This is a genomic window from Paramesorhizobium endophyticum (genome assembly GCF_014640615.1).
In the GTDB taxonomy this organism is placed as follows: domain Bacteria; phylum Pseudomonadota; class Alphaproteobacteria; order Rhizobiales; family Rhizobiaceae; genus Paramesorhizobium; species Paramesorhizobium endophyticum.
In genome coordinates, this window is the sequence record NZ_BMHH01000006.1 from 198,428 (window position 1) to 222,862 (window position 24,435).

The 24,435-nt window shown below is 62.1% G+C and carries 25 protein-coding genes and 1 pseudogene; 21 read left to right on the forward strand and 5 right to left on the reverse strand.

The window, feature by feature from the left end; all coding sequences use genetic code 11:
- Positions 1-28: 28 nt before the first annotated feature.
- From rplS to IEX53_RS09785, 3 genes and pseudogenes are all read left to right on the forward strand, one after another.
- The gene (gene rplS / locus IEX53_RS09775) at positions 29-463 is read left to right on the forward strand and encodes a 50S ribosomal protein L19 (RefSeq protein ID WP_188823902.1); all 435 of its coding nucleotides are present in this window, start codon (positions 29-31) and stop codon (positions 461-463) included.
- 149 nt (positions 464-612) lie between these two features.
- A pseudogene (locus IEX53_RS09780) lies at positions 613-1,402 on the forward strand (transporter substrate-binding domain-containing protein).
- A 12-nt stretch (positions 1,403-1,414) separates the two neighbouring features.
- Positions 1,415-2,230, forward strand: coding sequence for an amino acid ABC transporter permease (locus tag IEX53_RS09785; RefSeq protein ID WP_188823904.1), 816 nt, complete (start codon positions 1,415-1,417; stop codon positions 2,228-2,230).
- Here IEX53_RS09785 and IEX53_RS09790 read toward each other — a convergent pair.
- Positions 2,227-2,433: a hypothetical protein gene (locus IEX53_RS09790; protein WP_188824017.1), complete on the reverse strand. Its 207-nt coding sequence runs from the start codon at positions 2,431-2,433 to the stop codon at positions 2,227-2,229. The two genes, IEX53_RS09785 and IEX53_RS09790, sit on opposite strands and share 4 nt — an antisense overlap.
- Positions 2,434-2,473: 40 nt before the next feature.
- Between IEX53_RS09790 and leuC the strand changes: the two genes are divergently transcribed.
- The 10 genes from leuC to IEX53_RS09840 all read left to right on the forward strand — a co-directional run bounded on the left by leuC (position 2,474) and on the right by IEX53_RS09840 (position 10,670).
- Positions 2,474-3,883 carry a 3-isopropylmalate dehydratase large subunit gene (gene leuC, locus IEX53_RS09795; protein ID WP_188823906.1) on the forward strand — a complete coding sequence of 470 codons (1,410 nt, stop codon included), beginning with the start codon at positions 2,474-2,476 and terminating at the stop codon, positions 3,881-3,883.
- A gap of 178 nt (positions 3,884-4,061) precedes the next feature.
- The gene (locus tag IEX53_RS09800) at positions 4,062-5,276 is read left to right on the forward strand and encodes a GGDEF domain-containing protein (RefSeq protein WP_188823907.1); all 1,215 of its coding nucleotides are present in this window, start codon (positions 4,062-4,064) and stop codon (positions 5,274-5,276) included.
- A gap of 104 nt (positions 5,277-5,380) precedes the next feature.
- Positions 5,381-5,848 carry a GNAT family N-acetyltransferase gene (locus IEX53_RS09805; RefSeq protein ID WP_188823909.1) on the forward strand — a complete coding sequence of 156 codons (468 nt, stop codon included), beginning with the start codon at positions 5,381-5,383 and terminating at the stop codon, positions 5,846-5,848.
- A gap of 273 nt (positions 5,849-6,121) precedes the next feature.
- Positions 6,122-6,520: a succinate dehydrogenase, cytochrome b556 subunit gene (gene sdhC / locus IEX53_RS09810; RefSeq protein ID WP_188823911.1), complete on the forward strand. Its 399-nt coding sequence runs from the start codon at positions 6,122-6,124 to the stop codon at positions 6,518-6,520.
- Between the two features lie 3 nt (positions 6,521-6,523).
- Complete coding sequence (sdhD, locus tag IEX53_RS09815; protein ID WP_188824011.1) at positions 6,524-6,916, forward strand: succinate dehydrogenase, hydrophobic membrane anchor protein; 393 nt, start codon at positions 6,524-6,526, stop codon at positions 6,914-6,916.
- An 8-nt stretch (positions 6,917-6,924) separates the two neighbouring features.
- The gene (sdhA, locus tag IEX53_RS09820) at positions 6,925-8,769 is read left to right on the forward strand and encodes a succinate dehydrogenase flavoprotein subunit (protein WP_188823913.1); all 1,845 of its coding nucleotides are present in this window, start codon (positions 6,925-6,927) and stop codon (positions 8,767-8,769) included.
- Between the two features lie 15 nt (positions 8,770-8,784).
- Complete coding sequence (locus IEX53_RS09825) at positions 8,785-9,564, forward strand: succinate dehydrogenase iron-sulfur subunit (RefSeq protein ID WP_188823915.1); 780 nt, start codon at positions 8,785-8,787, stop codon at positions 9,562-9,564.
- A gap of 77 nt (positions 9,565-9,641) precedes the next feature.
- Positions 9,642-9,875, forward strand: coding sequence for an AbrB/MazE/SpoVT family DNA-binding domain-containing protein (locus IEX53_RS09830; RefSeq protein ID WP_188823917.1), 234 nt, complete (start codon positions 9,642-9,644; stop codon positions 9,873-9,875).
- On the forward strand, positions 9,872-10,279 hold the full coding sequence (locus IEX53_RS09835) for a type II toxin-antitoxin system VapC family toxin (RefSeq protein ID WP_188823919.1): 408 nt from the start codon (positions 9,872-9,874) through the stop codon (positions 10,277-10,279). Before IEX53_RS09830 ends, IEX53_RS09835 begins: the two co-directional genes overlap by 4 nt.
- 19 nt (positions 10,280-10,298) lie before the next feature.
- A complete protein-coding gene (locus IEX53_RS09840) occupies positions 10,299-10,670 on the forward strand; it encodes a VOC family protein (RefSeq protein WP_188823921.1) in 372 nt (123 codons plus the stop codon).
- Between the two features lie 43 nt (positions 10,671-10,713).
- Here the strand turns inward: IEX53_RS09840 and IEX53_RS09845 are convergent, their stop codons facing one another.
- Positions 10,714-11,151 carry an OsmC family protein gene (locus IEX53_RS09845; protein ID WP_188823923.1) on the reverse strand — a complete coding sequence of 146 codons (438 nt, stop codon included), beginning with the start codon at positions 11,149-11,151 and terminating at the stop codon, positions 10,714-10,716.
- A 138-nt stretch (positions 11,152-11,289) separates the two neighbouring features.
- Positions 11,290-12,531 (reverse strand): ubiquinone biosynthesis hydroxylase, encoded by a 1,242-nt coding sequence (locus IEX53_RS09850; protein WP_188823925.1) that lies wholly within the window; start codon positions 12,529-12,531, stop codon positions 11,290-11,292.
- Positions 12,532-12,655: 124 nt separating this feature from the next.
- Between IEX53_RS09850 and tesB the strand changes: the two genes are divergently transcribed.
- The 7 genes from tesB (at position 12,656) to IEX53_RS09885 (ending at position 22,479) form a co-directional block, all read left to right on the forward strand.
- Complete coding sequence (gene tesB / locus IEX53_RS09855; RefSeq protein WP_188823927.1) at positions 12,656-13,525, forward strand: acyl-CoA thioesterase II; 870 nt, start codon at positions 12,656-12,658, stop codon at positions 13,523-13,525.
- 265 nt (positions 13,526-13,790) lie between these two features.
- On the forward strand, positions 13,791-14,129 hold the full coding sequence (locus IEX53_RS09860) for a P-II family nitrogen regulator (RefSeq protein WP_188824013.1): 339 nt from the start codon (positions 13,791-13,793) through the stop codon (positions 14,127-14,129).
- 257 nt (positions 14,130-14,386) lie between these two features.
- Positions 14,387-15,706, forward strand: a complete 1,320-nt coding sequence (locus tag IEX53_RS09865) for an ammonium transporter (RefSeq protein ID WP_188823929.1) — start codon at positions 14,387-14,389, stop codon at positions 15,704-15,706.
- A 450-nt stretch (positions 15,707-16,156) separates the two neighbouring features.
- Positions 16,157-18,712 (forward strand): FtsK/SpoIIIE family DNA translocase, encoded by a 2,556-nt coding sequence (locus tag IEX53_RS09870; RefSeq protein ID WP_188823930.1) that lies wholly within the window; start codon positions 16,157-16,159, stop codon positions 18,710-18,712.
- Between the two features lie 309 nt (positions 18,713-19,021).
- Positions 19,022-19,708 (forward strand): outer membrane lipoprotein carrier protein LolA, encoded by a 687-nt coding sequence (locus IEX53_RS09875; protein WP_188823932.1) that lies wholly within the window; start codon positions 19,022-19,024, stop codon positions 19,706-19,708.
- A 275-nt stretch (positions 19,709-19,983) separates the two neighbouring features.
- Positions 19,984-20,790 carry an exodeoxyribonuclease III gene (locus IEX53_RS09880; protein WP_188823934.1) on the forward strand — a complete coding sequence of 269 codons (807 nt, stop codon included), beginning with the start codon at positions 19,984-19,986 and terminating at the stop codon, positions 20,788-20,790.
- Between the two features lie 108 nt (positions 20,791-20,898).
- Positions 20,899-22,479 carry an ABC-F family ATP-binding cassette domain-containing protein gene (locus tag IEX53_RS09885; protein ID WP_188823936.1) on the forward strand — a complete coding sequence of 527 codons (1,581 nt, stop codon included), beginning with the start codon at positions 20,899-20,901 and terminating at the stop codon, positions 22,477-22,479.
- 104 nt (positions 22,480-22,583) lie between these two features.
- Here the strand turns inward: IEX53_RS09885 and IEX53_RS09890 are convergent, their stop codons facing one another.
- Both IEX53_RS09890 and optR read right to left on the reverse strand, forming a co-directional pair.
- Positions 22,584-23,048 carry a Crp/Fnr family transcriptional regulator gene (locus tag IEX53_RS09890; protein ID WP_188823938.1) on the reverse strand — a complete coding sequence of 155 codons (465 nt, stop codon included), beginning with the start codon at positions 23,046-23,048 and terminating at the stop codon, positions 22,584-22,586.
- A 36-nt stretch (positions 23,049-23,084) separates the two neighbouring features.
- Positions 23,085-23,768 (reverse strand): response regulator OptR, encoded by a 684-nt coding sequence (gene optR / locus IEX53_RS09895; protein WP_188823940.1) that lies wholly within the window; start codon positions 23,766-23,768, stop codon positions 23,085-23,087.
- A gap of 122 nt (positions 23,769-23,890) precedes the next feature.
- Here optR and IEX53_RS09900 point away from each other — a divergent pair, with 122 nt between their 5' ends.
- Positions 23,891-24,433, forward strand: coding sequence for a L,D-transpeptidase family protein (locus tag IEX53_RS09900; RefSeq protein ID WP_188823942.1), 543 nt, complete (start codon positions 23,891-23,893; stop codon positions 24,431-24,433).
- Positions 24,434-24,435: the final 2 nt, after the last annotated feature.

Here is a 24,435-nt window from a genome sequence, read left to right on the forward strand (position 1 = left end):
GTTCGAAAAGAACGAGAGGATTAGACGCATGGATATCATCCGTCAGCTCGAAGCCGAGCAGGCCGCCAAGATCGCCGAAAAGCGCACGCTTCCCGATTTCAAGCCGGGCGACACGGTTCGCGTGCAGGTCCGCGTCACGGAAGGCACCCGTACCCGCGTGCAGGCCTATGAGGGCGTCTGCATTGCCCGTTCCGGCTCCGGCATCCATGAGAGCTTCACCGTCCGCAAGATTTCCTATGGCGAAGGCGTGGAGCGCGTGTTCCCGGTCTATTCCCCGGCGGTTGAAGCTGTTGAATTGGTTCGTCGCGGCAAGGTCCGCCGCGCCAAGCTCTACTATCTGCGCGGCCTGACCGGCAAGGCGGCCCGCATCGTCGAGAAGAAGGACAACCGCAAGGCCAAGGGCGCCGTGGAAGCGGCCAAGCCCGCGGTTGAAGCGGAAGCCGCCGCTCCCGCCGCTGAATAAGCCGGGAAATACGTATTACGAAAAGGCGGTCTCAGGGCCGCCTTTTTTGTTTGGCTTTGGCTGATGGCAGGCATCATTTTCTTGCAACGGGACAAGCTTTCCGACAGGTTGGGGCGTTCTGTCTGCCGTGTGTGAGAGGGGGGGATGAAATTGAAATCACTGGTTTCCGGCGCGCTTGCGCTGTCCTGACAAGTATTGCCGCTCATGCCGCAAGCCTGCCGGATCTGGGCGGAAAGACGGTGACCGTGGTGACGGAGAATGCCTATCCGCCGCTGCAATTCGTCGATCCCAAATCCGGCGAGGCCGTTGGCTGGGAATATGATGCGATGAACGAGATCGCCAAGCGCCTCAACTTCAAGGCGGTCTACCAAGAATGCCAGCTGGGACGCGATGATCCAGGCCGTGGCCGATGGGCAATACCAGATCGGCATGGACGGCATCGGCATCAAGGACGATCGCAAGCAGAAGGTGGATTTCTCCGAGCCTTACATGCGCTCGGAAGTGTTCATGCTGGTGCGCGGCGACGAGAAGCGCTTCCATGACGCCAAGAGCTTCGCCGCCTTCAAGGATGGGCTGATCGGCGCTCAGCTCGGCACGACGCCTTTTTACGTCGCCGTTTATGACGTGCTCGACGGCAATGAGCAGAACCCGCGCATCAAGCTATTCGAAACCTTCGGCGCGACCGTGCAGGCGCTCAAGACAGGCGATGTCGATGTGGTGCTGACCGACAGCACGGCGGGCAAGGGCTATGAGGAGACATCCGGCGGCGCGTTGAAGCTGACCGGCGGGCCGCTCGGCGCGGAGGATTTCGGTTTCATTTTTGCCAAGGGCTCCGACCTGAAAGCGCCCGTCGATGCGGCGATCAAGGCGCTGAAGGAGGACGGAACCTTCGACCGGCTGACGAAGAAATGGTTCCTCGACTACAAGCTCGGCGAATGATGTTTCGCTGAAATGCCCGGGTCCAACAGAAACAGCAGCCACGACGATTTTCCCTGGTGGCTCGTGGCAGCGGGGCTTTTGGCCGCGGCGATGGCTGCGCTCATTGCAACGAGCGGCCTTTATGCGCAGGTCTTTACCGTTGTTGTCAAAGGCCTCGGTGTTACGGTTTTCGTGGCGCTCGCGGGCTTCGTGCTTGCATCGGCGTTGGGGCTGGCGCTGGCGCTGATGGCGCTTTCGGGCTCGGTGATGCTCAGGCAGGCCGCCCGCTTCTATATCGAGATCATCCGCGGCGTGCCGATGCTGGTGCTGCTGTTCTACGTGGCCTTTGTCGGCGCGCCGGCCTTCGTCGCGCTCTGGAATGCGGTGACGCAGCCCTTGCAGGAGATCGGGCTGATCGGGGCGTTGCAGGTGCGCGACGTGTCGCTGATGTGGCGGGCGATCATCGCGCTCACCATCGCCTATTCGGCCTTTCTGGCGGAAATCTTCCGTGCGGGAATCGAGGCCGTGGACGAGGGGCAGATCGAAGCCGCCAAGGCGCTGGGGCTGACCCGCTTTCAGCGTTTCCGGCTGGTGGTCATGCCACAAGCGCTGCGGATCATCCTGCCGCCTTTCGGAAATGACTTCATCGCCATGGTCAAGGATTCCTCGCTCGTCTCTGTGCTCGGCGTTGCCGATATCACCCAGATGGGCAAGGTCTATGCCTCCGGTTCCTTCCGCTTCTTCGAAACCTATTCCATCGTCGCCTATGTCTATCTGCTGCTGACCGTGGGCCTGTCTATCGGCCTGCGGCGGCTGGAGAAACGGCTGCGGCAGACCGAGCGGGGTTAGAACAATTCTATTTGATTGCCCGCAGCGGCAAAGGTTGGTAAAACAGCCGCATGAACGCGAGAAATGAATGGAACGGGCATAAAGTGTTCGTGCTGCAGGACCGCAAGCGGCTGCCGCAACGCTTTTCCGCGCGCGTTTCCGGGGCGCTCACCAGCCGACTTAGCTAAAGGCTGCCCAGGCTTGCCAAGGCCTTCTTTTGGCATACCCAATTTCCCTCTGCCTATTTAAAAACGGATACGTACAATGAGCGCACCCCGCACTCTCTATGACAAAATCTGGGACGACCATCTGGTAGACCGTCAGGATGACGGCACCTGCCTTCTCTATATCGACCGCCATCTCGTGCATGAGGTGACGAGCCCGCAGGCCTTCGAGGGCTTGCGCATTGCCGGGCGCAAGGTGCGCCACCCCGAGAAGACGCTCGCCGTGGTCGATCATAATGTGCCGACCTCGCCTGACCGCAAGAACGGCATCAAGAACGAGGAAAGCCGCATCCAGGTCGAGGCGCTGGCGAAGAACGCCGCCGATTTCGGCGTGGAATATTATTCGGAAAACGATATCCGCCAGGGCATCGTCCATATCGTCGGGCCGGAGCAGGGCTTCACGCTGCCGGGCATGACGATTGTTTGTGGCGACAGCCACACCTCCACCCATGGCGCGTTCGGCGCGCTGGCGCATGGCATCGGCACGTCGGAGGTGGAGCATGTGCTCGCGACCCAGACGCTGATCCAGAAGAAAGCCAAGAACATGCTGGTGCGGGTCGACGGCCAGTTGCCCGAGGGCGTGACGGCGAAGGATATCATCCTTGCCATCATCGGCGAAATCGGCACGGCGGGCGGCACCGGCTATGTCATCGAATATGCTGGCGAGGCGATCCGCGCGCTTTCGATGGAAGGCCGCATGACGGTTTGCAACATGTCGATCGAAGGCGGTGCGCGCGCGGGCCTCATCGCGCCGGACGAGAAAACCTTCGAATATATCAAGGGCAAGCCGCGCGCGCCTCAGGGCGAGGAACTCGAGCAGGCCATTGCCTATTGGAAGACGCTGAAATCGGACGAGGGCGCGCATTTCGATAAGATCGTCACGCTCGACGCCGCCAATCTGCCGCCCATCGTCTCCTGGGGTTCGTCGCCCGAGGATGTGGTTGCGGTGACGGGCGAGGTGCCCAACCCCGACGATATCGCCGACGTGACCAAGCGGGCTTCGAAATGGCGCGCGCTCGACTATATGGGTCTGAAGCCCGGCACGAAGATTACCGACATCGCGCTCGACCGCGTGTTTATCGGCTCATGCACCAATGGCCGCATCGAGGATTTGCGCGAGGTGGCGAAGGTGGTCGAGGGCCGCAAGGTAGCTCCGACGGTTAGTGCGATGATCGTGCCGGGGTCGGGCCTCGTCAAGGAACAGGCGGAAGCCGAAGGGCTGCACAAGATATTCATCGAGGCGGGCTTCGACTGGCGCGAGCCGGGCTGTTCCATGTGCCTTGCCATGAACGATGACCGCCTCAAGCCGGGCGAGCGCTGCGCCTCCACCTCGAACCGCAATTTCGAGGGCCGCCAGGGCTTCAAGGGCCGCACCCATCTTGTCTCGCCCGCCATGGCGGCGGCGGCGGCAATATCAGGGCATTTCGTCGATATCCGCGAGTGGAAATAGCCAATCGGGTTTCCATTACTTGGCGGACGGAGCGTCAAAGCGTTCCGTCCGCCTTTTTATTAACCATATTGCAAGCGATTCGGATTTTCCGAATAATTTTAGTTCCGCAAGGGCAGGGATTTACGCTTCCTTGTACTCGCCTGAATAAGCGTTTCGCCAAGCGGGGGCAGAACATGAGATGAGTGGCGCAGATTTCGTTCTCACCATCAATATGGTTGTCGCGGGGCTTTTCGCGGTCGCGTTTCTCGGCATTGCCGTCTACGAGAAGACCTATATCTGCGCGCGCCTCTTCGCCCTCGCCTTCGTCTTCGCGATGATGAATTTCGGCGCCGAACTGCTGGTGCCGTTGATCAGCAATCCGAAGCTCGGTTATATGCTGGCCTTCAGCACTTTCCTTGGCACACTCATCTGCGTGACGATCGGCATGGCCGACAAATATTCGGTGCGCGTGCCCTGGCGGTGGCTTGCGGTCCTGTCGGTCGCTTCGCTCGTGATGGTCTATTCCATCTACGATATCGCGCGCGTGACGCTTTCAGGCATGCTCCTTTACCAGGCGCCCTATTTCGCGCTTCTTTGCCTCAACAATTATATCATCCTCAAATCCCGGGCGCGCGGCGTCATGGATATGCTGCTCTTTGCGGCCATCCTCGCGAGCGCGGCGCATTTCCTGCTCAAGCCCTATCTCGCCATCGCGGCGGGCGGCATGGGCCTGACGCCGCAGGACTATATCCATACGCGATACGCGCTTTTCTCGCAGACGATCGGCGCGGCGCTTTCGGTCGCCAACGGCCTGCTCATGCTGGTGATCCTGACGCGCGACCTGGTGGCGGATATGTCGGCGCGGTCGGAAACGGACGTACTGTCGCGGCTGTTGAACCGGCGCGGCTTCGAGGTTAAAAGCGAGGCGGCGATCGCGCAGGCAAAGCGCGTGAGCATGCCGATCTCCCTCATCATCTGCGATCTCGACAGCTTCAAGATGATCAACGACACCTACGGCCATGGGCTGGGCGATTCGGTGATATCGGCCTTTGCCGCGGGCCTGAAGGAGATAGCCTCGGAACAGGATGTGGTGGCGCGCATCGGCGGCGAGGAATTCGCCATACTGCTGCCGGGGAGGGGCCTGCAAACGGCGCGTCTCTTCGCGGAAAAGGCGCGCACCAATTTCGCCACCAGGCGCGTGCGGGACCTGCCGGAGGACAGCCGTTTCACCGCCAGCTTCGGCGTGGCGGAACTGCAGGACGGCGATGCGCTCTCCGATCTCATGCGCCGCGCCGACAATGCGCTCTATGATGCCAAGAAGGCCGGGCGCAATTGCGTGCGCTTGGCGCTGCCCTTCGCCGACCAGCAAAAGATCGTGGAACTGCGCCCGCCGGGCGGAGGGCGGACGGGATGATCGATCAATCGATTAAATTGAATCGGGGCAATGTCCGCGCTCAAAAAGCTGTTTGAATAATTCCGATAGGATGACACTATTCCGGGCGGAAAGGATTCTGCCCCATGCCCGAGAGCCAAACCGCCCATGCCGTCGATATTTCGCTTCTGCATCTGCGCGATGCGCATGAATTTGCACCGCTGCTGGCCAGCTATGCGCAGGCGCTGAAGCGCGGGGCCCCGCGGCGCCCGGACGAGTATTATGCCGAAAACCTCTTGCAGGATCGGGCGGCGGAGATCGCTGGCGCACGGCTCGATGGGGTGCTGGTCGGCTTCGTCATCTTCTATGACCTGCCGGAGCCGGTTTCCGGAATGCGCTGCGGGCAGGTGGATCACATCTATGTCCATCACGACCATCGCGGCAAGGGCATAGCCAAGGCGCTGATCGACGTGCTTGCCGACAAGGCGGAGGAGCGCAGCTGGTCGAAGCTTATCCTCAACGCGCCGCGTCAGCCCGAGGACGGTCGCAAGCTTTATGAGCAGATGGCAGCGCCGGCGGACTGGACGAGCTTCGTGATTCGCTTCGGGGCGTAATCCCGCTGGGGCCGGGATTCGCGGTAAACTTTTCGCGAGGCATTCCCGGTTCAAACGATTGAAGCCCGCAGTTCCCGCCGGCTGCGGCAAAAAGCAGCCAAAAGCATGGCTTCATGCAGCTAAGTACCTTTGACGCCACCGGAAAAGCGCAGTAGATAACCCGCGAGATCACGATCCGGGATCACGCTCGAATTCGAGCGCGGGCTGCCTTTAACAGCCACCGCGCCCACGCACATGCCGGATGCACTTGAGAAAATCACTTCTGGGGGAGCCATGACGCGACCGACAGCCACCCGCCAACGCCCGCTTTCTCCGCATTTGAGCATTTATCGTCCGACGATCACGATGACGATGTCGATCGTGCATCGCGCTACAGGCATCGCGCTTTATGCCGGCACGCTGCTGGTCGCGCTCTGGCTCATCACGGCGGCGACGAGCGAGGATGCCTTCAACATCGTCAACGGGTTCTTCGGTTCCTGGTTCGGCCGGCTCATCCTCTTCGGCTATACTTGGGCGCTCATGCATCACATGCTGGGCGGCATCCGCCATCTGATCTGGGACACCATAACCGGGCTCGAAAAGCACACGGCCTCCAAGATGGCCTGGGCGACGGTTATCGGCTCCGTCGCGCTGACGGTTCTCATCTGGGCCGCCGCCTTCGTGCTAGGTTAAAGGATTAACGCCATGAAAGACATGCGCACGCCTCTCAACAGGGTTCGGGGCCTCGGCTCGGCCAAGGAAGGGACCGAACATTTCTGGCGCCAGCGTCTGACCGCCGTCGCCAATGTGCCGCTGATGCTGTTCTTCGTCGGCCTCATCGCGTCGCTGAACGGCGCGGATTTCGCGACGGTGCGCGCGGCCCTGTCGCATCCGCTGACGGCGCTGGTGATGATCCTGATGCTGCTCTCGGGGCTTTATCACATGCGCATCGGGATGCAGGTCATCATTGAAGACTATGTGCATGGCGAAGGCGCGAAGGTGATTTGCCTGATGTTGAACACGTTCTTCACGATCGTGATCGGCGTCGCCTGCATTTTCTCCATCCTCAAGCTCAGCTTCGGAGGTTGATCGCCATTATGGCTAAAACGACAAAGCGCGCGCCTCAGGCCGCGGACGGTAAATCCTATCAGTTCGTCGATCATAAATTCGATGTCGTGGTGGTGGGCGCGGGTGGCGCGGGCTTGCGCGCAACGCTGGGCATGGCCGAACAGGGCCTGAAAACCGCCTGCATCACCAAGGTGTTCCCGACCCGCTCGCACACGGTCGCGGCGCAGGGTGGCATTGCGGCTTCGCTCAGCAATATGGGCCCGGATTCATGGCAGTGGCATATGTACGATACCGTCAAGGGATCGGACTGGCTGGGCGATACGGACGCGATGGAATATCTGGCGCGCGAAGCACCGGCCGCCGTCTACGAGCTGGAACATTACGGTGTGCCGTTCTCGCGCACCGAGGAAGGCAAGATTTACCAGCGGCCTTTCGGCGGCCACATGCAGAATTTCGGCGACGGCCCCCCGGTGCAGCGCACCTGCGCGGCGGCGGACCGCACCGGCCACGCCATCCTGCATACGCTCTACGGCCAGAGCCTGAAGAACAACGCGCAATTTTTCGTCGAATATTTCGCGCTCGACCTGATCATGACCGATGGCGTCTGCACCGGCGTCGTCGCGTGGAACCTCGATGACGGCACGATCCATCGCTTCGCCGCCAAGATGGTTGTGCTGGCGACGGGTGGTTATGGCCGCGCCTATTTCTCGGCGACATCGGCCCACACCTGCACGGGCGATGGCGGCGGCATGGCCGCCCGCGCGGGCCTGCCGCTGCAGGACATGGAATTCGTGCAGTTCCATCCGACCGGTATCTATGGCGCGGGCTGCCTCATCACCGAGGGCGCGCGCGGCGAGGGCGGCTATCTCGTCAATTCCGAGGGCGAGCGCTTCATGGAGCGCTATGCGCCTTCAGCCAAGGACCTTGCCTCGCGCGACGTGGTTTCGCGCTGCATGACGCTGGAAATCCGCGAGGGACGCGGCGTTGGCAAGAACAAGGACCACATCTATCTGCATCTCGATCATCTCGATCCGGCGGTGCTGCATGAGCGGCTCCCAGGCATTTCGGAATCAGCGAAGATTTTCGCCGGCGTCGATCTGACCAAGGAGCCGATCCCGGTGCTGCCGACCGTCCACTACAATATGGGCGGCATCCCCACGAACTATTGGGGCGAGGTGCTGAACCCGACGCCCGAAAATCCGGACCGCGTCCAGCCCGGCCTGATGGCCGTGGGCGAGGCGGGCTGCGCCTCGGTGCATGGGGCGAACCGGCTTGGCTCCAACTCGCTCATCGACCTCGTCGTGTTCGGGCGCGCAGCGGCGATCCGCGCCGGTCAGGTGATCGACAGCGACGCGAAGATCCCCGATATCAACGAGGAAGCGGTCGACAGGATCATGGACCGCTTCAACCGCATCCGCTTCGCCGATGGCCATACGCCGACAGCGAAGCTGCGCGAGAAGATGCAGCGCACCATGCAGGACGACGCCGCCGTGTTCCGCACGTCGGAATCGCTCAAATCAGGCGTCGAGCGCATGGAAAAGCTCTGGCACGAGCTGCCCGATATCCAGGTGTCCGACCGCTCGATGATCTGGAACTCCGATCTGGTGGAGACGCTGGAGCTGGAAAATCTGATGATCAACGCGATGGCGACAGTCGTTTCGGCGGAAGCCCGCAAGGAAAGCCGCGGCGCGCATGCGCATGAGGATTTCCCCGATCGCGACGACGTCAACTGGCGCAAGCACACGCTGGCCTGGGTGGAGCCGGATGGCCTGGTCAAGCTCGGCTACCGGCCCGTACATGTCGATCCGCTCGTTCCGGAAGCGGAAGGCGGCATCAGCCTCGCCAAGATCGCGCCCAAGAAGCGCGTCTATTGATAAAGGCATAGAGCAATGGCCGAATTTACACTTCCCCAGAATTCGAAAATCCAGCCGGGCCATGTCTGGCCCCGGCCTGAGGGCGCCAATCATCTGACGGAATTCAAGATCTATCGCTGGTCGCCGGATGACGACGAAAACCCGCGCATGGACACCTATTATGTCGACCGCGATGATTGCGGGCCGATGGTGCTCGACGGGCTGCTCTGGATCAAGAACAATGTCGATCCGACTCTGACGTTGCGCCGCTCCTGCCGCGAGGGCATTTGCGGCTCCTGCGCGATGAATATCGACGGCGCCAACACGCTCGCCTGCACCAAGGGCATGGACGAGATCAACGGCACGGTGAAGATTTATCCACTGCCGCATATGCCTGTCGTCAAGGACCTGGTGCCTGACCTGACGGTGCCCTATGCGCAGCTCGCCTCGATCGATCCGTACTTGAAGACGGTTTCGCCGGAGCCTGCCAAGGAGTGGCTGCAGAGCCATGACGACCGTGCGAAGCTCGACGGGCTCTATGAGTGCATCCTGTGCTTCTGCTGCCAGACCTCGTGCCCGAGCTATTGGTGGAACGGCGAGCGCTATCTCGGTCCCGCCGTGCTCTTGCAGGCCTATCGCTGGCTCATCGACTCCCGCGACGAGGCGACGGGCGAGCGGCTCGACAATCTGGAAGACCCGTTCCGGCTCTACCGCTGCCACACGATCATGAACTGCGCCCAGACCTGCCCGAAGGGCCTCAACCCGGCGAAGGCGATTGCCGAGATCAAGAAGATGCTGGTGGAACGGCGGGTGTAGCGCATTCTGTTGCGGGATTGAAAACCGGTCGCGCTGGCAATACCTTCAGGAACAGAAGGCATTGCCAGGAGGCGATTATGGTTACGACGGTTACCGCAAAAGGGCAGGTCACGATACCGAAACCCGTGCGCGATCTTTTGGGGATCGGGCCCGGCAGCAAGGTCGATTTCCGGCAATCGTCCGATGGCAGCGTGGTTCTTACTCGGGCTGATGTGGCTCCCCCGGCAAGCCGTTTCGAGGAGTTGCGCGGCCACGCCGGCCCAGGGCCGAGCACCGACGAAATTATGGCTTTGACGCGTGGCGAAGAGTGACGCTTGTCGATACCAACGTCCTGCTGGATCTGGCTACTGACGACCAGAAATGGTTTGATTGGTCGACGGGGCAGCTTCGTTCGGCGAGCCTTGCTGGGCCGCTGATGGTTAATGTTGTCATCTATGCCGAGCTTGCTGTTCGGTACGAGGATATCGGGGCGCTCGACGCATTTTTGAGAAAAGTCGGGTGTGAAATTGTGCCGATTCCCAAGGAGGCGCTGTTTCTTGCCGGAAAGGTCTATGCCCAATATCGCAGAGCCGGAGGGACGCGCACGGGTGTTCTGCCTGACTTCTTCATTGGCGCGCATGCATCTGTTGCCGGAATTCCACTGCTGACGCGAGATATCAGGCGCTACCGGACTTATTTTCCGGCGCTACAATTGATCGCGCCTGATTCCGAGTAAAATCGCGAGGTAATGTTCCATGCTCGATCATATCGGTTTCAACATTTCCGACATGCAGAAGTCGCGGGCGTTCTATGATGCGGTGCTTGCGCCGCTAGGGATCGACCCCATCATGGAATTCGGCCATTGGGTCGGCTATGGCCGCCATGGCAAGCCGGAGTTCTGGATTGGGGCGCAGAAGAATGCGCGGCTGATGGGGCAGCTCCATATCGCCTTTTCTGCAGGGACCCGCGCCGAGGTGGACCGGTTCTATGCCCAGGCGCTTGCCGCGGGCGGCCGCGACAATGGCGCGCCCGGTATCCGCGCGCATTACCATCCGGATTATTACGGGGCGTTCGTGCTGGATCCGGACGGGCACAATATCGAGGCGGTGTGCCATCTTCCGGAGTAGACTTGGCTCCCTCCTTCCCCGCAAGGGAAAGGAGGGCGCGTAATCACGCCAGACGTGCGTCGAGCGTGACCTCGATCGCGCCGAGCGCCTTCGACAGCGGGCAGGCTTCCTTGGCCTGGCTGGCGAATTTGCGGAAATCGGCCTCGCTGATGTTCGGCACGGTGCCGACCAGCGTCAGGGCGCTCTTGGTGATTTCAAATCCGCCGCCGGGGGCAGGATTGACGCTGACCGTGGCGGTGGCGTCCAGCTTCTGGGCCGGGGTGCCGTTTTCCGCCAGGAAATGGGAAAGCTGCATGGCGAAGCAGCCGGCATGGGCCGCGGCGAGCAGTTCCTCCGGATTGGTTCCGGCCTTGCCGCTTTCATCCTCGAAACGGGCCTTGAAATTATAGGGCAAGTTCTTGAGCGCGCCGCTTTGCGTGTCGAGTATGCCCGTTCCACCCGTGAGGCCGCCCTTCCAGACCGCCGTTGCTTTCCTGTCCATCTGCTGTCTCCTTCATTTGAGAAGCGTTTGCATGATTGCAGTTGCAGATGGAAATATAGGGGCGTGTACCACTGCTCGCCAGTGCAGCGGTACGAGCTTTTTACTCATGGTTAATCATAATATTGCGAGCGGCGGACCCTAAATCGCCTCACCCTGCAAAAGGCGCGGCGTGCCTTCCGAAAGTCCTGCCGCCTGGCGAATGAAAAAACGCTTCATGCCCGGCATGCGGTCGACGAGTCCCAAGCCGATGTCGCGGATGGCGCGGACGGGGGTGATGTCGTTGGAGAACAGGCGATTGAGCAGATCGGTCGTGACGCCCATCTGCACCGTGTCGAAGCGCCGCCAGGACTGATAGCGCTCCAGCGCGGCGAGCGAGCCGATGTCGAGACCGAGCCGGTCTGTTCCGACGATGATTTCGGCAAGGGCGGCGGCGTCGCGGAAACCCAAATTGAGGCCCTGTCCGGCGATGGGGTGGATACCATGGGCTGCGTCGCCGACGAGCGCAAAGCGCGGGCGGACATATTCGCGCACCAGCATCAGGCCGAGCGGGAAGGCGCGGCGCGGACCTTCGACGTGGATAGCGCCCAGCTTGTGGCCGAAGCGCTGTTCCAGCTCCGCCTCGAAGCGGAAATCATCGAGGCTGACGATACGCTCCGCGTCGCGGGTGCTTTCGGTCCAGACGAGGGACGAGCGGTTGCCCTTTAGCGGCAAGGTTGCGAAGGGACCGGCGGGCAGGAAATGCTCTTCGGCGCGGCCATTGTGCGGGCGCTCGTGATGCACGGTGCAGACGATGCCGGACTGGCCATAATCCCATTGCACCGTCTTGATGCCGGAGCGCTCGCGCAAGCGGGAGCGCACGCCATCGGCGGCGACGAGTAGCCGCGCCGTCAGTGCGCGCCCGTCGCTCAAGGTGACGGTGACGCTGTTCGCGCCCGTGGCGAAATTCTCGACGCCGACGCCTTCGATGATTTCGACGCCCATCTCTTCCGCCTTGGCATGGAGCGCGGCATTGAGGTTGCGGTTCTCCACCATATGGGCGAAGGGCTCGCCCGGCGTGACATCGCCGTCGAAGGTGAGGAAAACGGGACGCACGGGATCGGAGGTGCGGGAATCGGTGACGATCATCTCGGTGATCGGCTGCGCCTCCGGCAGGATCGACTGCCAGCAGCCGAGCCGGTTCAGCATGCGCGAGGCGGCGGCGGCGATGGCCGAGGCGCGTGGGTCATTCTTCCAGCTTCCGGGAGGGGCGGCATCGATGACGAGAACACGCAGGTGCGTCGCGGCGGCCTTCACCGCCACCGCCGTGGCGAGCCCGACATAGCCGCCGCCCGCAATCAGAACGTCGACCGGGGCGGTTTGGGTAGAGGTCTCAACGGTCATCGCTTCATCCCTTCCGTCACTTCTTGCCCATCAGTGCATGGGCCTATCCTTGACGCCTGTCAACGTTCCTGATTTCGATCATATCGAACACAATATAGGCACACCCAAGCGCAAGGCGAATCCGATGTCCGCAGCCATGGAAGAACTGCTTTCCATCCTCGATCTCGAGACGCTGGAACATGATCTGTTCCGTGGCCGCAGCCCGCAGGTGGGGTGGCAGCGGGTGTTTGGCGGGCAGGTGATCGGGCAGGCGCTGGTGGCGGCGCAGCGCACCGTGGAGAAGGACCGGCATGTCCATTCCCTCCACGCCTATTTCGTGCGTCCCGGCGATCCGGCGGTGCCGATCATCTACGAGGTGGACCGCATTCGCGACGGGTCCAGCTTCAGCACGAGGCGCGTCCTCGCCATCCAGCACGGCAAGGCGATCTTTTCGCTGTCGGCCTCGTTCCAGGTGGACGAGGATGGACTCTCGCACCAGAAGGCCATGCCGCAGGACGTGCCGCCGCCGGAGAAGCTGGTGAGCGACAGGGAGCTGAAGGAGCAATATCTGCATCTCGCGCCGGAAAATGTGCGCCGCTATTGGGGCAGCGAACGCCCGATCGAGATGAAGCCGGTTTCGCTCACCCATTATTTCTCGCGCGAGAAGCTGCCACCGGAACAGCAGGTCTGGATAAGGACCACCGGGCCGGTGCCCGACGACCGCGCATTGCAGGCGGCAGTGCTGGCCTATATCTCCGACATGACGCTGCTCGACACGTCGCTCTATGCCCATGGCCGCTCGATCTTCGACCGCGACCTGCAGGTGGCGAGCCTCGACCATGCCATGTGGTTCCACCATCCCTGCAAGCTCGATGACTGGGTGCTTTATACGCAGGACAGCCCCAACGCCTCCGGCGCGCGCGGCTTCAACCGCGGCTCCATCTATACCCGCGATGGTCTGCTCATCGCCTCCGTGGCGCAGGAGGGGCTGATCCGGGTGAGGGAAGATGATTAAAATCGCGCCATCTCGCGTGAGTTGAAAATATTCCGGCTGTTTTTTAGGCATTTTGTACGCGCGCCATTTGTGGTGCGTGAAGAATCCTTTGTGAAATCAACGCGATAATCCATCTGGCATGAAGCTTGTATCAATCCCTGCAGTCACCGGCGCGGCGCTGCCAAGCCGTGTGGCCTCAACCGCGGGAAACCGCAACTTTCGCCGCATGATCTTGCCTGGAAAGCTGCGGCTTTTCGGGATCATGCCAAAGCAGGGGTAGATGCAGATGAAAATCGTGATGGCGATCATCAAGCCATTCAAGCTGGACGAGGTGCGCGAAGCGCTCACCACTATCGGCATCCAGGGCCTGACCGTAACTGAGGTCAAGGGCTACGGGCGGCAGAAGGGGCATACGGAAATCTATCGCGGCGCGGAATATGCCGTGAGCTTCCTGCCGAAGATCAAGATCGAAGTCGCTGTCGCGGGCGACCTCGTTGAGAAGACCGTCGAGACGATCACCGCCGCGGCCAAGACCGGCCAGATCGGCGACGGCAAGATATTTGTGATCCCCCTTGACCAGGCGGTGCGCATCCGCACCGGCGAGACCGACGGCGACGCGCTTTAGAAGCGGCGGGGGATTATCATGCCTTCCGCAGGGTCGAAATGCACAAACAAACGGCACACTTTGGCGGATTGGCTGCTTTTTGTGCAGTGTGCGCAGGCGCAGCGAACGGTCCTGTCGAGGGGAAACAAAATAATCAACCTTTATAGCCGGTTAGGCGCCAGGACGGGAATTGGCACGGAATTTGGTTATGGGGCATTGGGCCGGGACTTGGGACGCGGAAGTCGCGCGTTTGGGCCGGTGTACGACGGAGATTTTTGATGTTCACACTGAATAGACATGCGCGGACCGCTTTCGGTTCGCTCGCTCTTCTGGGCGCTTTTGCCGGAACGGCCATGGCGCAGGACGCGCCCGCCGCTGCCGCCGCCGCGCCTGAATTCAACACCGGCGACACAGCATGGATGCTGACATCGACAGCGCTGGTGCTGATGATGACCATCCCCGGGCTGGCGCTCTTCTATGGCGGCATGGTCCGCAAGAAGAACGTGCTCTCCACGGTCATGCAGAGCTTCGCCATCTGCTGCCTCGTCAGCATATTGTGGATGGTGTTCGGCTATTCGCTCGTCTTCACCGATGGCGGATCGCTCAACGCCTATCTCGGCGGCTTCAGCAAGACCTTCTTCTCCGGCGTCAGCATGACCACCGCCCATCCGCTGGCGGGCACGATCCCGGAATATCTCTTCATCATGTTCCAGATGACCTTCGCGATCATCACGCCTGCCCTGATCTGCGGCGCGTTTGCGGAGCGCATGAAGTTCTCGTCCATGCTGCTGTTCATGGCGCTCTGGCTTCTCATCGTCTATGTGCCGGTGGCGCATTGGGTCTGGGGCGGCGGCTTCCTCGGTTCGGACGGCGTTCTCGACTTTGCGGGCGGGACGGTGGTTCACATCAATGCCGGTATCGCCGGCCTCGTCGCGGCGCTCGTCATCGGCAAGCGCGAGGGTTATGGCCAGGTCAACATGGCGCCGCACAATCTCGTGCTCTCGGTCGTCGGCGCCTCGCTGCTGTGGGTCGGCTGGTTCGGCTTCAACGCCGGCTCGGCGGCCGGCTCCAACGCGCTCGCCGCGGTCGCCATGCTGAACACGCAGGTCGCCACCGCGGGCGCGGCGCTCGCCTGGATGTTCGCCGAATGGATCATCGCCAAGAAGCCCAGCGTGCTCGGCATCATCTCCGGCGCGGTCGCGGGCCTCGTCGCGGTCACCCCGGCGGCGGGCTTCGTCAACCCCACCGGCGCGCTGATCATTGGCCTCATCGCCGGCGTCGTCTGCTACATCGCCGCGGTCAAGGTGAAGCATGCGCTCGGCTATGACGACTCGCTCGACGCCTTCGGCGTCCATGGCGTGGGCGGCATTGTCGGCGCGATCCTGACCGGCGTGTTCGCCGACCCGGCGATCAACAGCTTGAGCGAAGGCGCATCGGTCGGCAAGCAGATCTACGGAGTCGTCTTCACGGTGATTTATTCGGCCATCGCCACGGCGATCATCCTCTACATCGTCAAGGCGATCGTGGGGCTGCGCCCGACCAAGCAGGAAGAAATCGAAGGTCTCGATATCAACCTGCATGGCGAGACGGTGCATTGACAGTCCGCGCAATATACTGAACGCGAAAGGCCCGGGTTCGCTCGGGCTTTTCTTTTTATGTTGACGCTCTACGTCGCCCCCCTCTGTCCTGCCGGGCCAGGCTCGCGCTTTCCCTCCCCCTTGCGGGGAGGGTGGCCCGAAGGGTCGGGTGGGGGTGGTGACGTGTGCGCTGAAATTTCCAGCAAAAGCGCAAACGTCACCACCCCCATCCGCCCGCTAACGCGGGGTTCGTCGCTGGAAAAGCCAAATCGTTGGCTTTTCCTCGGCCTTCGGCCGAACGCTCCTCAATCCCCGCAAGGGGGAAGGAGGGGCCACGGTGAATGCTTCATCCCTCGCATGGTTAATGCGACCTTAACCTTCCCTGCCTTAGGGTTGGACCCGAATCCGCCTCGATAAGGGGTTATCAGGCGCGGACAGGCGACCATTTTACAGGCACTCGGGAAAAGCTTCATGCGGCAAGGATACTCGCCCTCATATGCGGTTCGAGACGAGAGAACGCGGAACGCTCGCCTGGAACTGGCGGGGATTTTCCGGCGGCAGATCGATATTCTGCTGGGGGTGCTCATTCTCGCCGGCGTGGCGCTCGCGGCGGGTGCGCTGGCGACGTGGAATGTCGCCGATCCGAGTTTCAGCCATGCCACGTCCAATCCGGTCACCAATGCGCTCGGCTATCCGGGCGCGGTGTTCTCGGACATTGCCATGCAGTTCCTGGGCCTGTCGAGCGTCGCCGCGCTGCTTCCCGCCGTGTTCTGGGGCATGCTGCTGATCGCCCATGGCCATATCGGGCGCTTGCCGAAGCGCGTGCTTGCCTGGGCCGGCGCTGCTCTGCTTTTCGCCGCCATCGCCAGCTGCTTCGCCGTGCCGGAAAGCTGGCCGATGCCCATCGGGCTCGGCGGCGTGCTGGGCGATCTGGTCCTGAAACTTCCGAGCCTCTTCCTCGGCGAATTTCCGCGCGGCTCCGCCGCGTCGATCATCATCGCCGTGCTTGCCGTTCCCGCGCTCTTCCTGTGTGCTTTCGCCAGCGGTTTGACGGGGCGGGCGCAGCCGCTGGCAAGCCCGGCCCGGCCAAAGGCGCGCACGCCGCAGGAACTGGACGAAGAGGACGAAGACGATGAGGAGGATGACAGCGGCTCGCTTGCGCTCGGCGCGGTGACGCACTGGTATTACAGCGCGCGGGCGACGCTGCATCGTCTTACCTCGCGTGTGCCGAAGCCGCGCGGGCGGCAGGACGAGGACGATCCGTTCGCCGCCGTCCCCGCCCGTTCGGGTGCGCGGCGCGAGCCCGGTTTCGACGGTGGGCGCGAGCCTCTCGATGTCGCGCCGTTCGATGACGATGATGATGACGATATCGACCTGCCCGCACCGGCCGGAATGGCGGCTGCCGACCGTCCTCTGGCGACCGGACGCGTCGAGGTGCCGCCGCGCTCGGTGAAGCCGGGAGCAGGGCGCGCTCAGGACTCCGTGAAGCCGCCGCGCAAGATCAGCGGCGTGTTCGAATTGCCGCCGTTGAAGCTGCTGGCCGAGCCGAAGGCGGTGGTGCGCGATGCCAGCCTTTCCAAGGAGGCGCTGGAGCAGAATGCGCGGCTTCTCGAAGGCGTGCTCGAGGATTTCGGCGTCAAGGGCGACATCATCCATGTGCGCCCAGGGCCTGTCGTGACGCTCTATGAACTGGAACCCGCGCCCGGCATCAAATCCTCCCGCGTCATCGGCCTTGCCGATGACATCGCCCGCTCGATGAGCGCCATTGCCGCGCGCGTTGCGGTCGTGCCGGGGCGCAATGCCATCGGCATCGAGCTGCCGAACCAGAAGCGCGAAATGGTCTATTTGCGCGAGATGCTGGCGAGCCGGGATTTCGAGCAGACCAAGACCAAGCTGGCGCTGGCGCTCGGCAAGACGATCAATGGCGAGCCCGTCATCGCCGACATCACGAAGTTCCCGCATCTGCTCGTCGCGGGCACCACCGGCTCGGGCAAGTCGGTCGCCATCAACACGATGATCCTGTCGCTGCTCTACCGCATGACGCCGCAGGAGTGCCGCCTCATCATGATCGATCCGAAGATGCTGGAACTTTCCGTCTATGACGGCATCCCGCATCTGCTGACGCCTGTGGTGACCGATCCGAAGAAGGCCGTCGTCGCGCTCAAATGGACCGTGCGCGAGATGGAGGACCGCTATCGCAAGATGTCGAAGGTGGGCGTGCGAAACATCGACGGTTTCAACGCCCGCGTCGGGCAGGCGCAGATGAAGGGCGAGCGCATCGCCCGCACGGTGCAGACCGGTTTCGACCGCGACACCGGCGAGGCGGTCTACGAGACCGAAGAACTCGATCTGGAGCCGATGCCCTATATCGTCGTCATCATCGACGAGATGGCCGACCTGATGATGGTCGCGGGCAAGGACATTGAAGGCGCGGTGCAGCGCCTCGCGCAGATGGCGCGTGCGGCGGGCATCCATGTCATCATGGCGACGCAGCGGCCTTCGGTCGACGTCATCACCGGCACGATCAAGGCCAATTTCCCGACGCGCATCTCCTTCCAGGTGACCTCGAAGATCGACAGCCGCACCATTCTCGGCGAGCAGGGCGCGGAGCAATTGCTCGGGCAGGGCGACATGCTGTTCATGGCAGGCGGCGGGCGCATCCAGCGCGTCCACGGGCCGTTCGTCGGCGACGACGAGGTGGAGAAGGTCGTGCAGCATCTGAAGCGCCAGGGCGCGCCGGAATATCTCGACGCCATCACCCAGGAAAACGACGAGGATGGCGAGGGCGGCGGCGGTCCCGCGGGCACCTCAAATCTGGACGATTCCGACGATCCCTACGATCAGGCGGTGGCGGTGGTGCTGCGCGACAAGAAGGCCTCGACCTCCTATATCCAGCGTCGTCTGGGCATCGGCTACAACCGCGCCGCCTCGCTCATCGAGCGCATGGAGAAAGAGGGTATCGTCGGCCCTGCCAACCATGCGGGCAAGCGCGAAATCCTCGTGCCGGGCGAGGGGGATGAGTATTAGAGTTACTTGCTTAAATGGAAGCGCCAGTCCTCTCATCCGATCGCGCTACGCGCGGCCACTTTCTCCCACAAGGGGAGAAGGCAGGAGCGCTGCATCAAGCTCACCGCCAATCGCCAACGCTAGCGGTTTGGCATGAAGGCAAGTGCCAGTCCCTCCCTTCTCCCCTTGTGGGAGAAGGTGGGCGCGCGTAAGCGCGGTCGGATGAGGGGTAATGCTCCAAGATGTATCAGTAAAGCGGAACGAACCACGAGCATTGGCCGTTGAGACGCCACACTCGCGTCAAACTATTGATCCAACCTGGAAAGAATAATGAGAGATAGGTTTTTGATGAAAACGGAAAAGATTCGGCTTGGTGCGGTTCTGCGCGGGGCCATGCTCGGCCTTACCGCCATGGCCGCCTCGACGATGGCGCCGCTGGGCGGGGCAGTCTCTCCGGCGCATGCCCAGGTTACGCCGGAGTCGACCGCCGCAGCGCAGCAGATCGCGAATCATTTCTCGGCGGTGCGCACCATGACCGGCGAGTTCGTGCAGTTCGGCCCGCGCGGCGAACAGAGCGGCGGCACATTTTATATAGAGCGCCCGGGCAAGATCCGCTTCAATTACAACAATTCGCCGATCCGGGTGATCTCCGATGGCGAGTCCGTCGTCGTCAACAACCGCAAGCTCGATACCTGGGATCTCTATCCCCTGTCGAAGACGCCACTGAAGCTTCTGCTCAATGACCGCATCGACCTTGGCGGCGGGCGGTTGAGGCAGGTCAAGCAGGAGCCGGACATGACGACCATCGTGCTCGGAGACAAGTCCGTCTTCGGCGATTCGAAGATCACCATGATGTTCGATCCGAAGACCTATGCGCTGAAGCAATGGACGATCACCGACGCGCAGAATCTCGACACGACGGTCATGATCTTCAATGTCCGCGAGGGTGTGCGCTTTGCGCCGGATATGTTCAAGATTGATTACCAGCGCATCGCGATGAAGCGTAAGGGGCAGTGACGCCTTCTCCTTCCCCCTTGCGGGGAAGGTGCCCGCGTAGCGGGCGGATGGGGGTGGTGACGTTTGCGCTTTTGCTGAAGACGGTGGTGTAAACGTCACCACCCCCACCCGACCCTACGGGCCTCCCTCCCCGCAAGGGGGAGGGAGAGTGCTCGCTGGCCCGCCGCCCCGCACACCTTTCCATCACAACACACCGCGCCAATTTTCAGGCTGGCACCGCCGCTCCGATGCTGTAAGTTCGCCCGCGATTCATCTCCCGCGAGCGAGCCAATTCCATGCCCTTTTCGATCGCCACCTGGAACATCAATTCCGTGCGCCTGCGCTTGCCGCTGGTCGAGCGCTTTCTCCGGGAGCATCAGCCCGACGTGCTCTGCCTGCAGGAAATCAAATGCACGGACGATCTCTTTCCCTATGAGGCGTTCCAGGCGCTCGGCTATCAGCATATCGCGGTCAGCGGCCAGAAGGGCTATCACGGCGTCGCCACCCTCTCGCACCGTCCGCTGGAGGGGATCGAGCGAAAGGGGTTCTGCAATATCGTCGATTGCCGCCATGTGAGCAGCGTGGTGACGGCTGGGGGCAAGCGCCTGCGCATCCATAATTTCTACGTCCCCGCCGGGGGCGACGAGCCTGACCCGGCCATCAACCCGAAATTCGCGCACAAGCTCGGCTTCCTCGAGGAGATGAAAGCCATCCTCGCCAATACAGGCGACGGCTGCTCGTCCATGCTGGTGGGCGACCTCAACATCGCGCCGCTCGAAACCGATGTCTGGTCGCACAAGCAGCTTTTGAATGTGGTCAGCCACACGCCTGTCGAGACCGAGGGGCTGGAAATGGCGCGCCGTATCGGCGGGTGGAGCGACCTCGTGCGCCATCACATCGCGCCGGAGCAGAAGGTATTCACCTGGTGGAGCTATCGTGCTCGCGACTGGGAGGCGTCAGACCGCGGCCGCCGTCTCGACCATATCTGGGGCTCGCCCGATCTCGAAACCGACCTCCACTCGGTCTCGATCCTGCGCGAAGCGCGCGGCTGGGACCGGCCTTCGGACCATGTGCCCGTCATCGCCACTTTTGGTCTGGATTAAGCGGCGCGCCGAACCTATAATGGACGGCGTTGAATAGAGGAGAAAAAGCGATGGATCGGATTTCACTGTTTCTGACGACCAGTGTTTTCAACGATTCCATGGCTTGCAATGACCGCTCTTCTCACGCTTCAGGACATATCCTGCACCACGGCTGATGGCCGCCTTCTTTTCCACTCCGTCAATCTCAGTGTTACGGCTGGCCGCATAGGTCTCGTCGGGCGCAATGGCGTCGGGAAGACAACGCTGCTGCGGATCATCAGCGGCGCGTTGTCGCCCACCAGCGGAACGGTTTCCATCAACGGCAAGATCGGCGTGGTCAGGCAGAATACCGGCACTGATTCACATGAAACGCTGGCGGATGTTTTCGGCATCCGACCGGGTCTCGATATTCTCGCACGTATCGAATCCGGCTCTGCCAGCGATGGCGACCTTGCCGAGGCGGACTGGCTGCTGCCGCAGCGGTTCGCCCAAGCCTTGCAAAAATTCGGCCTGGCTGAACTCGATCCCAGCGTCCCTGTCTCCTCTCTAAGCGGCGGGCAGCAGACGCGCGCCGCGCTGGCCGCTCTCCTCTTCCACGAACCCGATCTCATCCTGCTCGACGAGCCCACCAACAATCTCGACCGCGACGGAAGGGAGACCGTCTTGGCGCTTCTGTCCGGCTGGCGCGGCGCTGCCCTGGTGGTCAGCCATGACCGTGAACTCTTGCGAGCCATGGATGCCATTGCAGAGCTATCGCAGGATGGGCTCCATCTTTATGGCGGGAACTGGGATTTCTATCGCGAGCAGAAAGCGCGGGAGCGCGAAGGCGCTGCGCGCGATCTGCTGTTGGCGCAGCGCGAGGCCAAAGCCGTCCAGCACAAGGCGCAGGCGGCTGCGGAGCGGCAGGCGCGCAGCGATGCCAGGGGGCGCAAATCCCGCGTCGATGCCGGGATGAGCAAGCTGCTGCTCGATGCGCGAGAGGACCGAGCCCAGAAAACCGGCGGGCGGGGAAGCGCTCTCGCCAGCCGTCAGGCGGCGGAAGCCGAGGAGCAATTGCGCGCAGCCGAGGCGAAGGTGGAGCGGGTCACGCCGTTGCGCTTCGAGGTGGCGGGAGCATCCGCGCCTTCCGGCAAGGTATTGCTGAGCATGGAGAATGTCTCGGGCGGTCCCGTGCCTGACGGGCCGGTCATCCGCGATTTCTCACTTAAGATCGTCGGGCCGGAGCGCATAGCCGTGACGGGGCGCAATGGCGCGGGGAAGACCAGCCTGCTCCGCCTCATAACCGGAGAGCTTCAGCCCGTGGCAGGCAAGGTGGGCCGATATGCTCGCACCGTCATGTTCGATCAGCAGATGAGCCTCATGGACCGGGCGGCAACGCTCCATGCGAATTTCCGCCGGCTCAATCCCGGGGCGAACGACAATGATGCCCACGCGGCGCTGGCGCGCTTTTCATTTCGGGGGGCAAGTGCTTCGCGTCTTGCCGGGACGTTGAGCGGCGGGGAGTTGCTGCGCGCAGCGCTTGCCTGCGTGCTCGACGGTACGCAAAAGCCTGAACTGTTCATCCTCGACGAGCCGACCAATCATCTCGATCTCGATTCCGTCGAGGCGCTGGAAGCGGCACTCAACGACTATGACGGCGCATTGCTGGTGGTGAGCCATGACCGGGCTTTTCTCGATGCGATCGGCGTCGAGCGGACGGTTGAACTATAGAGCATGATCCCGAAAAGTTGCAGACTTTTCGGATAAGATCATGCGGAAGAACAAAGAGAGTTAGAGCGTGATGCCCGCACGGGCTTAATGCATCACGCTCTAGATCAATCCTCTGGGGCGAGGCGCGGGGCGACCTTCTCGATCTCGCTTATCAGCTGAAGGAGATCGCGGCTGATGTGAGAATGGAGCGCCACGGCAACTTCGGGGAATTCTTCGAGGATGCGGTGGAAGATGGCGCGGGAGAGGCGCAGGACTTCCGTTTCGCTCTCGGCGAAGGCGCCGGTCAGCCGTGCGGTCTGGGCGATGAGCGCCATCTCACCCAGCACCGCGCCGGGGCCGACGGAGCGGATCGTCAGGCGGTTGCCGCGCTCGTCTTCCTGGAAAAGGCATATGCTGCCGGAAACGATGACATAGGCGCAGTCGGCGCTCTGTCCCTCGCGGAACAATTCGCGGCCCGCCCTCAGCACCAGCCGCTCCGCCCCGAACGCGAGCAGCCGCAGCTGTTCGGGCGTAAGTGAGCCGAACAGATCTACGGTGCCAAGAATGCGGATGTCATCGTCGAGCGCCATGTTACCGTCAATACACCGCCCTGACGGATGGGGCTATCAGGGAACGAGCTTGTATCCCCCGCTTTCTGTTACGAGAATCGCCGCGTTGGACGGATCTTTCTCGATTTTCTGGCGCAGGCGGTAGACATGGGTTTCGAGCGTATGTGTGGTGACGCCCGAATTATAGCCCCAGACTTCTTCCAGCAGCATGTCGCGCCCGATGACCTTGTCGCCGGCGCGGTAGAGATATTTGATGATCGCCGCTTCCTTCTCGGTCAGGCGGATCTTGCCGCCCTTCTCGTCGATCAGCAGCTTCTGGCCGGGCTTGAAGGTGTAGGGGCCGACGGTGAAGGTCGCGTCCTCGCTCTGCTCGTGCTGGCGCAGCTGGGCGCGGATACGGGCGAGCAGGACGGCGAAGCGGAAAGGCTTGGTCACATAATCGTTAGCGCCGGATTCGAGCCCCAGAATGGTGTCGGAATCGGTGTCGTGCCCGGTCAGCATGATCACGGGCGCCTTGAAGCCACCCTTGCGCAGCAGCTTCACCGCCTCGCGGCCATCCATGTCCGGCAGGCCGACATCCATGATCAGCAGGTCGACCATTTCACTGCGCGCCGTCTGAATGCCTTTCGTGGCGGTATCCTCCTGCAGGATGTGAAATTCCTCGCAGAGCGCGAGCTGCTCCACCAGGATGGAGCGGAGGTCCTCATCATCGTCCACAATCAGAATTGTACGACCTGTCATGCGTATCCTCGTCTATTGTGTTCAGTCGGCATTGACGTTTTATCGCATTTAGAGCGAGATGAGGCCAGAAGGAAACCAATTAGCGGTTAATCCGGCGGCAATAACCCATCCGCGGGCGGGAAATGAAAAGAGCTGACAGCAAGTCCTTGCGCCGGATCGACGTTCGGTCCCGCCCGGGAAATCCATCGCAGGGGCTTCTCGTTACCCGTAATCTGGTGTTGCCTTGTGCGCTCGGCAAGAGGGGCATCACCGCTTTCAAGCGGGAGGGGGATGGCGCAACGCCGCTTGGGGCGATGCGCCTTCTCTATGGATGGCGCAGGCGGCGGAGGAATTTCGCGCCCGTTTCGCTGCTACCGTTCCGCACCATCCACCCCGATGACGGATGGTGCGACGCGTCCGCCGACCGTAATTACAACAGGCGGGTGGCGGTGCCCTACGGACCGAGCCATGAGAAGCTCTGGCGCGACGACGGGCTTTACGACATATGCATCGTGCTTGACTGGAACATCCGCCCTCGCCGTCGCGGGCGAGGCAGCGCGATCTTCTTTCATCTCGCGCGGACTGGGTATCTTCCCACCGAAGGGTGCATAGCCCTTAAGCGCGCCGACATGGCGCGGCTGCTGCCATATCTCAATAGCGGGACGACGATCCGCGTGCTGCGTTAAAG